General features: G+C 63.2%; 7 protein-coding genes. 6 read left to right on the top strand and 1 reads right to left on the bottom strand.

The window, feature by feature from the left end; genetic code table 11:
* Positions 1–353: malic enzyme-like NAD(P)-binding protein (locus BN1233_RS41325; RefSeq protein ID WP_280139489.1), on the bottom strand; the 353-nt coding region annotated here is incomplete at its 3' end.
* Here BN1233_RS41325 and BN1233_RS41320 point away from each other — a divergent pair.
* The 6 genes from BN1233_RS41320 to BN1233_RS41300 all read left to right on the top strand — a co-directional run bounded on the left by BN1233_RS41320 (position 340) and on the right by BN1233_RS41300 (position 9398).
* The gene (locus BN1233_RS41320) at positions 340–747 is read left to right on the top strand and encodes a transposase (protein ID WP_187144498.1); all 408 of its coding nucleotides are present in this window, start codon (positions 340–342) and stop codon (positions 745–747) included. The two genes, BN1233_RS41325 and BN1233_RS41320, sit on opposite strands and share 14 nt — an antisense overlap.
* 57 nt (positions 748–804) lie before the next feature.
* Entirely contained in the window at positions 805–960 is a 156-nt protein-coding gene (locus tag BN1233_RS48080) for a hypothetical protein (protein WP_154678361.1), read from the top strand.
* A 944-nt stretch (positions 961–1904) separates the two neighbouring features.
* Entirely contained in the window at positions 1905–3017 is a 1113-nt protein-coding gene (locus BN1233_RS46490) for a TerC family protein (RefSeq protein WP_244471019.1), read from the top strand.
* Positions 3018–3168: 151 nt separating this feature from the next.
* Positions 3169–3687 carry a GNAT family N-acetyltransferase gene (locus BN1233_RS41305; protein WP_244471020.1) on the top strand — a complete coding sequence of 173 codons (519 nt, stop codon included), beginning with the start codon at positions 3169–3171 and terminating at the stop codon, positions 3685–3687.
* Positions 3688–3870: 183 nt separating this feature from the next.
* Positions 3871–4107, top strand: a complete 237-nt coding sequence (locus BN1233_RS51530; protein WP_425311793.1) for an HGGxSTG domain-containing protein — start codon at positions 3871–3873, stop codon at positions 4105–4107.
* Between the two features lie 68 nt (positions 4108–4175).
* On the top strand, positions 4176–9398 hold the full coding sequence (locus BN1233_RS41300) for a choice-of-anchor D domain-containing protein (protein ID WP_147707848.1): 5223 nt from the start codon (positions 4176–4178) through the stop codon (positions 9396–9398).
* The last annotated feature ends 480 nt before the right edge of the window (positions 9399–9878 follow it).

Here is a 9878-nt window from a genome sequence, read left to right as displayed (position 1 = left end):
ACGTTGCGGATCACGTCGCCGAGGCCGATCGTGCTCTCGCGCTCCAAGGTCCAGCCCGCCACCGCGCTGCGCGGCTGCACGAAGGGTTCCTGGAAGGGCAGGATGTCTGGCATGCCCTCCACGAGGAGCCCATCGCGGTCAATGAGGAAGAAGCGCGAGTGGGCCTCGGCCTCCGGCAGGCCGTCCTCAATCATGGCCCGCAGCAACAGCGCGCTGATGCCACTGCCCGCCCCGCCCGCGCCAAGCACCGCAATCCGCTGCTCCCGCATGGGCACGCCGGTGACGTTCACGATGACGCCGGTGCTGCGGCGCGTCAGCAAGCGGCGCGAGGTGTCGAGCGTGGTCGCGATCACGCCCGACGGCCGGCTCTATGCGCGCCACTTCCGGGCCAGCGTCTCGAGCCGCACCGTGATCCAGGCCCTGCGCTACTTCCGTCGCCAGATCGGCACGCCGCTGCTGGTGGTCTGGGATCGGCTTAACGCCCACCGCGCGCGCGCGACGAGCGCCTTCATTGCCGCGCACGCGCGGGACTTCGCGGTGGCGTATCTGCCGGCCTATGCCCCAGAGCTCAATCCGGAGGAGCAGTGCAATGCTCGCGTCAAGCGGGCCCTGGAGAACGCTCTGCCCGGCTCGGTCGCCACCCTGCACCACTTGGTGCGCCGCGAATTCCATCGCCTCCAGCACCGGCCCGACATGATCGTCAGCTTCTTTCGCCACGCAGGCCTCTCCGTTACCCAACTTCCGTGAAGATCAATAAAACAACCTGATCTCGAACCAAGTTGAGTAGCGGTTGGAGGACTGGCCATGCCACTCACGGTTATCGATCCCCACACTGGAATGCGGGTCACTCTCACGATCTCCAGCAAGCCAGAAAGTGAGCAGCGGGCGCGACGCTGGGTTCTGCGTGAACTCGACCGCCTAGCCGATCAGCAGAAGCAGCCGAGCAACCGCTCGTCATAGATCATCCGACCGGCGATCCTCCTGATCGGACATCAAGTCATCCATACCGCGCGATGACGGCGGCACATGGTCGGCCGTGCAGGTGCAACGGGTGATGGGCACCCACGGCATTCGATCTGGCCGTCTGTGTGCCATCCGCCAAAGGGATGCTTAACCCGGCGAGGCGCAATCTCGACCCGGGCCGGTATGACCCACCGGCTCTCCCCTACTCTCCCCCGCTCGGTCGCTTCATGCCGGGCGGGTTCTTTTTGGGTCTGCCGCCCGCCTCCTTGCTCCTGGGTCATCGGAACCCTGCCGGGCCGTCGCCATTGTCGCCTTCAGCCCTGCGTTCCTTGATCTTCAGCGGGGCCCAGCTCTTGCCCTCGCGGTGGCTCCTCGCGAGGGCTTTTTCTGTGTCAGGCCCGATCGATCAGCTTCACGAGCTCCCCGAAGCCCTCGCGGTATGAGTAGCGATTGCGCTCGCACCACTCCACGAAGCAATCGAGATCAATCACCGAAGCGCGGATGTTGATCTGACCAATAGGTTCACGCGCTTCTTGCTTCTTGCGTCTGCACGGTGGTGCCTCTTGGCTCTGGAAACCAAGCTGCTCCCCTACCCTGTCGATTTCACACTCTACCAGCACACGCTGTGTCAGTGTCCTCTGCTGAATGTCGGATTGGCCTTCGGATTGGGATAGTTTTGAGGCGGAGCTGATGGCGCCTTCTACATATGTCCAACAAGTTAGGATGAGGCTGGGGCGTGCACCGGTCCGAACACAGAGCGGACCCTGCAGCGTGACGAACAATGATCCAACCGACCGGCGGGAAGTTCCGTAGGCAGCTGAGAGGCGCAGATAGGTCTTCCCGCAAAGTGGAGGCACTTGAGGGAGAGCGACATTGCCTATCCATAGCACGCAATGAGCCGTAGGCAGTTGCCTGCAACTACACCGTCGTGTGGTGCCTTGGTGGTCCCTAGACAATCGTGGCCGGCGTTCCTGTTCACGGATTGGCTCGGCAAGCCGGCGTGGACGTGGTTAGCCTTCCTTGGTCTCGTCGTCGCCCTCCTCGTGCTCGACCTCGGGGTGCTGCACCGCAAGCACCACGAGATCGGGGTGCATGAAAGCCTTCTCATGAGCGCCTTCTACATCGCGCTCGGCTTCGCGTTCGGCGGCTGGGTGTGGTGGTACATCGGCCCTGAGCCCGGCATGAGCTATCTTACCGGCTTCGAGGTCGAGAAGGCGCTGGCGATGGACAACGTGTTCGTCATCGCGATGATCTTCTCCTTCTTCGCCGTGCCGCGCCTCTACCAGCACCGGGTGCTGTTCTGGGGCATTCTCGGCGTGATCGTGCTGCGCGGGATTATGATCGGCTTCGGTGCGGCGGTGATTTCGCAGTTTTCCTGGGTTCTCTACATCTTCGCCGCGTTCCTGATTGCAACGGGCGTGAAGATGCTCGTCTTCTCCGACAAGGAATACGATATCGCGAAGAACCCGGCGATTGGCTTCATGCGCCGCCATTTCAACGTCACCGACGAGCACCACGGCGAGCACTTCTTCGTGCGGAAGCCTGAGATGAACCTCCCCGAGAAGATCCACAGCAGCCCCCTTGAGCGTCTGGCGGTCGTCTATGTGCGCCAGTCGACACTCCAGCAGGTCGAGCGCCACCAGGAGTCGACGCGCCTCCAATATGGTTTGGCGGAGCAGGCGCGCCACTATGGCTGGTCGCCCGAGCGGGGGCTGGTCATTGACGATGATCTCGGCTGCTCAGGAACGACAGCTGAAGGCCGCCTCGGCTTTCAGCGCCTGGTGACCGAGGTCGGGCTCGGCCATGTCGGCCTGGTGCTCGGCATCGAGATGTCCAGGCTCGCGCGCTCGTGCTCGGCAATCTTGCCCGTCACTATACTGACAGTGGCCGCTATACGGAGGCCGAGCCGCTTTTCCGGGAGGCCATTGCCATTTATCAGAATACGCTCGGCCATGGTCACCCTGTTACGGCGCGTGGGCAGCGAACCTTCGCAGTTCTTCTTCTTGCGACAGGACGCAGCGAGGAAGCACTGCAGTAGGCCAAGGCCGCATTAGCCATTCACGAAGAGGTTCTTGAGGCTAACCACCCATGGACGGCCGCGTCTGCCCAGACCTGCGCGGCGGCGCTCACGGCTCTCGGCCGTAGTGCTGAAGCATCGGCTCTCCTCGCCCGTTATGGCCTGCCGCTCGCGGGCAGGAAACCGTCATGAGGATCGGGCTCATGCAAATTCGGGGAGCTCGCGTCGAGGATGCAGCCGAAGCCTGTCAGGTGCTGCGCCGTTCCATTGCTGAACTGTGCATCGACGACCATCAGAATGAAACGGCCATTCTTGAAAGATGGCTCGCCAACAAGACGCCAGAGAACGTTGCCGCCTGGATCTCTCACCCGAACAATCACGTATTTGTCGCTATAGACAACGAGGAGACAATCCTTGCTGTGGGAGCCGTCACAAGTACTGGCGAGGTTACCTTGAACTACGTGTCGCCCGATGCCCGCTTCCAAGGGATCAGTCGAGCGCTCTTGGCGCATCTTGAGACAAGAGCACGAGGGCTTGGTAATGCAATATGCACGTTGACGAGCACCGGGACGGCTCGCCGCTTCTACTCGACGGCTGGTTATATTGAGCAGGAGCTACGGCAGAGTGCTTTCGGGGCTGCTCCTAGCTTCCCAATGACAAAGCAGTTGACCCAAACAGCATCTGAGGGAAGCAAAGGATTGCCTTAAGGTTTAGCTCCACGCTCAGTCCGTGCTGCGTAGGTCGAGACTTACCCAAAATACAAATGCCACTAACGGCTGCTTCGTGAGCAGACATTTACACGGCCGCGCTTAAAGACCGTGGTTGACTCTGAGTGGTCATGACCGAGACTGAAATCCCGCAGCGCAACAGTCTCTTGCCGTAACTGAGGTGTGCTATCCTTCTTGTTGAAAGCGCGGGAGGCATCACGCAGTGAAGCGGCGCACCTTCACATTGCTGCTCAGCGGCGCCGCGGTAGCGTGGCCGCTGGCCAGCCGCGTGGCGTGAGAGTGGAACCGGGCAAGCGTCGGTGCCGCGTCCATGGCGGGCTGTCGACTGGCCCCCGGAGCTCGGAGGGAAAGGCCCGGATCGCGGAGGCGCAGCGGCGAAGGCAGGCGGCGCGGCGGTAGAGCGCCCACAGGCCGGCGAGCCGACAGTCGGGGGGAACCGGCGCCGAAGCGACAGCAGCAGGAGGGGGATGATGGACAATGACAGGACCGGTTCCTCGAATGGCGCTTTCAGACTGCGGATCAGCGCGGTCGAATCGCCAAGTGCGCCGGCAGCGGTTCTTCGCTTCGATTCAATTGCGTTCCACGGCATAAAGGGCGCCTATCTGGGCGCGCTTGCAGATATCGCTGTCGATGGCGCCTCGCTAGCGAAGGACGCCTTGACCTTCAATGTGAATATCGCACCGGAATCGCTGCGAGAGATATCCGTCGATTTCACGCTCTTGCGTGACGGTGCAAAAGCGAAGCCGCGGCGGTTCTCGGATAGGATCGACGGAAAGCTACTGTCGACCAGCCCCTGGCGCGCCGAAGTCCGAATGGAGGCCAACCTGGGGGCCCTGGCGCGCGATAAAGCGGCTCCGTTCAGGTTCATCGCGGCGGCGCCAGCGACAGGGGTAGTCTTCGACCTTGCCGAACGGACCGGCGACGGTTTCGCGATAGAGAGCCTGTTCAGGGGCCTCAAAGCTGGCGCGGCAATCCGGCTCGACGCCGCAGACCTTGGTGACGCGGGCAAGGTCACGCTGAGCGAGCGCGACCCGGCAACGCTAACGCCGCTGCTGCCCGGCCAGACAGCTTTCGGACCGGCCGTTCACGTCGCTTCGGACCACTCCCCCACATTGGGGGCTCGCTTACGCCTGCCCTATGTCGCGGAAGCCGTCCGTGCCGCGGGGCTCGCTCCCGCCGACCTGGTCGTCCTCGCGCTCGACGATGAGCAGACGCGCTACCGTGAATTGCACCCTGTTGCCGTCGACGAAAGCGGCGCCACGCTGACCGTCGTTACCGACAGCTTCTCAACGTTCTTTCCCGGCTCGCCAGGCATTCGGATCGACGCGCCCAGGCTTTACGTCAACGGAATCGGCGAGCGGGTCGGCTATTCCAGTGCGCTCGAATTGATGCTCGCCGGCGAAGTCACCGATGATCAGGCGATCGTGGAAGTCGACGGCGTCGTTGCGGACCGCGCCGGCCTCGCCTTCGGGCGCGGCAACATCCCTTTGCCCTTCGCCGGGGATCGCGTTATCGAAGTGACGGCACGCCTGCCGGACCGGCCGAACATTCGGCCGCATACGGTCGCCATCGCCGTCCGGCGCCATCCGCCGGTCAAGCGTGTCGCCCTCGGGTCTCCGCTCTATGGTCACGAGCTGGCGGTCGACACGCTCAATCGACCGTACGTCAGCTATGGAACCGCAATCGGCCCAGCCGGCGGCGGCGCCAACGATGTAGAGGCCTTTATCGCCGGAGACTGGAACCAGCTCCTGTCACACTACGGGCATAGGCTGGCCCGGACGCAACTTGGCGATTCCGAGGTGTCGTGGACGTCGATCGACATCACCGATCCGGCTGAACTGCACGAAGAGTTTGCGGCGAGCGTGATCGCCGAGTATCAGCGACTTTCCATTCCCAGCGCGCCGCCGATACACCTGGCGCCGGCGGATCCGGTCGCGACGCGGGCGATCCGATCGATCGCCGCCTTCATCGCCGAACATCGCGATGACTTCCTCGCGATCGCAGCGCTCTACAGTGTGTTTCGTCTCCGGTGGCCGGAATTTGCCCTGGGCGTGATGACCTACTCTCCCACTGCGCCGGTCGCAGTCCTGCCGGACGGCGTCACACTCGGAGCCGCGTACGTTCATGCGACTCACGTAAACAGGGATGCCGCGCAGGCCAGTGGGGTGGGAAACAGGCTGCGCGAATTGTTCGTGCGGGCAACGCCGGTTGAAGTGAGCGTAACCAACGCCGCCGGTAAGGAAGAGCGCGTCATCCAGGATATACCTCTCGAGCCGACGGCCGTCGCGGCGGGACGACTGATGTATGTCGAAATGTCGCCCTACGACGGTGACGGGCGCACCAGATCGGAGCGCGTCGCGGAGGCGATTTGGTGCAGTCGGATCGCGCTCGAGGTCGATCCGCGAACGGGCCAACCGGTTATTGCCGCGATCGGCGTCGGGACGGACCTGGACGGCGTTGGACCGCGGAGCCGGCTGCTGCTGTATCGGCGGCAGGTCGATGGCCGCTGGACAGAAACGTTGATCGACGACCAGAGCGCCTATGTGGACGTCGACTTGGCGCTCGAAACCGATGGCGACCCGCGCCTGGTTACCTGCGTGTCGGCCGCCGGCGGAGGCTTCCGCCTGGTGGAGATCACCGCCGCCGGCGCGGGGTGGAGCGTCCAGCCGCTCCTCTGGTCGCTGCCGGGCATCGCGGCAAGCAACATCGGCGCGTGTCCGCGCATCGTCATCGATTCGGGCAACCGCAGCGTGGTCGCCTTCGTCGCCGACGAGACTGCATCACCGCGTTACGTCGCCGGGGTCAAACGCGGCGCGCGTTGGAGCTTCGAGGAGGTCGACGCGCTGAGCATCACCGACATTTTCGGCGCAGCGCTGAACGACACCGACGCCCAGGCGGGCGGCCAGATTGTGCGAGCGAGCGGCCAATCACTCTTCCATTTCAGCCCAGCGTTGGCGAACGCGCGTCGGGGAGAGGTGCATTGTGCGTTTGGAGGTGGTGCGCTGCACGTGGCGGTCATCGACACCAACCTGGGGTCGGTGCGCGATCGGCGCGTGCTCGAGGTCGATCGCTCGACCGGTTTCGCGCCAGCCCTGGCACGGCGGACCAATGCGACGTGCGCCGTGGTGTATCGCGACCTGTGGGGCGCGGGGCTCGACCGCAGCTTCGGCACGTCCCAACCGATCCACTTCTTCAGCCAGGACTCCGGCCCGTTTCTGCCGCGTGCCGACGCGCCTGCCGATGCACCGATCTTTCAGCGGCGCCGGTTCCCTCTGACGCCGCTGTTCAACAACGTCGGGCTGACGTGCGGACTCTTGGACGCCGCTACGGCCAGAGACACCTTACGGTCTGCGGTGTTCAACAACGTCTTCAATCTGCGTCTGTACCCCGAAGGGAGCAGCCCGCTGCCCTGGTGGTTCGGCTACTGGTATACCCACAACAGACTCGCCGACATGATTTGGCGGCTCCCGCTCTATAGGCCTGCCATCACGCAGCTCAGCATTCTTTCGACCAGAGCTGGCGACAACATCGAGCGCGTCGACCTTCTCGTTCCGGGCGTGATGATGGAACTGAAGCCTCGCGCAGCCTCGGCGCTCAACGCTCGGCTGTTCACCCTCGCCCTCCGCAGGGCCTTCGCCAGCCACGGCCTCGCCCTCGCATCGCGGGAAGGACGTGTGGACGCCGAAATCAGGCTGATCAATCCGGACGAAAACGGCCAGGCGGCGGAGTGGGAAATCGTCGCCAACGATCCCTTGCTGGAGGCGCAAGAGAGAGGCGGGACGATACTGTACATCGACGGCGTGGAGCGGGCCCTCCCACCGATAATCTTCTACACCCTCACGACTGCCGACGACCGGATCAACGTTTCCGTGCGGCCGCTGATTTCCATCACGCAACCGGACGATCTCGATCCGCGCCCTGTCGCCCACTACGTCCCGTGCGGCTTCCTTCAGCCGCACGTCGATGAATTTGCCGGCAACGTCGCCGATGAGATCAACGAGGCGTTCAATTTCGACTTCGGCGACGACTTTGGCGTCGACAGGATCGACCGCATTGGTCTCACTGGCATACGCATGTCGAATCTGAGCTGGGTCTCCAACAGCGGGCGCCAGCAGGGCGCGTTCTTGGGCGAACTGACCTTGCCGCACATCGCGGTGCGCGGATCGCACACGGTCGATATCGGTCTGACAACTGAGAGGTTCGACTTCCGGGCGGAAACGCGATCACCGAGCACGGTGACGATGGAGATTGCGCCACGCGTCACGGACAACGGGAGGCTCACGTGGGATTTGCGGCAGACCGGGCTCAATCTCGCCACATTCGATGTCGACGTCGACGTCAGCTTCGATAAGGCGTTTCTGGTGGCAGTACTCGGTTCCGGCATCCTCAAGGCGGTGCTGAATCTGTTCAGTCCGGCGCTCTCCGGCCTGGGCGCCACTGCGGCCTGGGCCGGGCTCTTCGGTGACCCGATTGCAGACACCGTGGTGACGAGCGTCGTGAATGATCGCGAGCTCGATTTCGACGTCGGCGGTGTCGCCGGGTTCGTGCGCGACCTGTTCCGGGAACACACGGACAACCTGCTCGAATCGTCCGGCCCGGTAGAGAGTTGTTTTCTCGATGGTCCTGATCTGTATGTGATTACCCGGCAATACGTCGACGAAGGTATCCCGGACTGGACTTTCATCCGTTCAGCGATGCGTTTCTCACTACCGACCGGTGGGCAGCCGGCGCTGCTTAGTGACGCGATTCAAAACTTCGGCTCTGTGCCCGCGGTCATCGTCGACATCCGCATCGAGAATTCAAATGTCGGCCTGAGCCTATTCGATCCACCGATGCTGCCGGCGCGGGTCGGGACTGGCAACTTCCTCGATTTCCGAGTTCAGTTCGACCCCACTATCCCTGGCTTCCACGAGACCCGGGTGACAGCGCGCGACCTCGCCGGCCGCGTGGTCAGCCTGCCAATCCTGGCGACCGCCGATCCGCCCTTCATTGAAGTCGTTCTAAGCCGGCTGACCTTCGGCCTCGTTCCGGCAGGCGAGGAGCGCATCCTCCCGCTTCGCGTCGCGAACAACGGGCGCGGCGCGTTGACGCTGACAGGCCTGCAGACGACCCATCCGGCATTTGCGGCCACAGTCGCGGTACCGATCGTGATTCCGGGTGGTGGCCAGGTGGACATTGGCATCCGGTTCGTCGCATCGAGCCAGCCTGGAACGGCATCCGGTCAACTCACGATCGCGTCGAATGCGCCGAACGCTCCGGCGATCGCCGTCGATCTCGTTGCAGTCGTTCGCCCGGCAACGGCGAGCATTTTGCTGAACTGGTCGAGAATCGATTTCCCTGCCTTTCCCGTCGATCCGCAGCTTCCGCCCATCGCAGCGCAGTACCGTACTCTGCAGATCAGCAATATCGGCGTTGCTGCGGCGACGCTGCTCGGCCAATCTTTCCAGGTCTTGGACGAAGGTGGGCAGACCAGCTCCGAATTCATGGTCCTCGCCGGCAATGTCGCCAGCCTCAACCCGCAGCCACGGCCGCTCACTGATCAGACCATTCTGCCCGGGGCTCTATTAGAGATCCTGATCCGCTTCCGCCCGACCCAACTTGGCCCGCTAGCTGGCGCCGTCGTTCTCGATTTCGCCGGCGCAATACCTGACATCACGGTACCGCTCACGGGCGAAGGGGTGGCCGGTTGAATCAGATCACCGGCGGCTTGAATGGCACCATGGTACAGGCCAAGCGGTCCAGCCTGCACACCACGTCAACACCCCGGCCATGGCACTAGATGTTTAGAGACGGAGTTCCGGCGTTTGGTGGAGCGGATCGAGCCGAAACAGTTGCGCTGGCTGATGTCTCTAGGATTTGCTTATGATTGCTCGGCTCTCGTTGAGGCGGAGAAAACGCCCACCCGGGGGCGGCGCATCGGAAAAGAGCGCTTCGAGAGCTGGGGACGCGGTGAGGGTTCCGGTGGAGCGCAACAACCGAAGTCGATCGTCGGAAGAGGTGACTGCAATTTTGGGGCTTCTACCCCTCCGGGCGGAGTCCCTCGACTCCGAGATCATCTCGTTCGATCTAACGGGCGCTTCGTTGAAGGAGCGTGAACAGGGCAATGATATTCGGACCCCAGGTTGAAGCGTCGCCAGCGGCGAATGTTCACAACAGCGGCTTCGGGCCCA

The organism is Microvirga massiliensis (assembly GCF_001006805.1).
Classification (GTDB): domain Bacteria; phylum Pseudomonadota; class Alphaproteobacteria; order Rhizobiales; family Beijerinckiaceae; genus Microvirga; species Microvirga massiliensis.
Note: the sequence above shows the minus strand (reverse complement) of the source record. Positions and strands in the feature narration are given on the sequence as shown.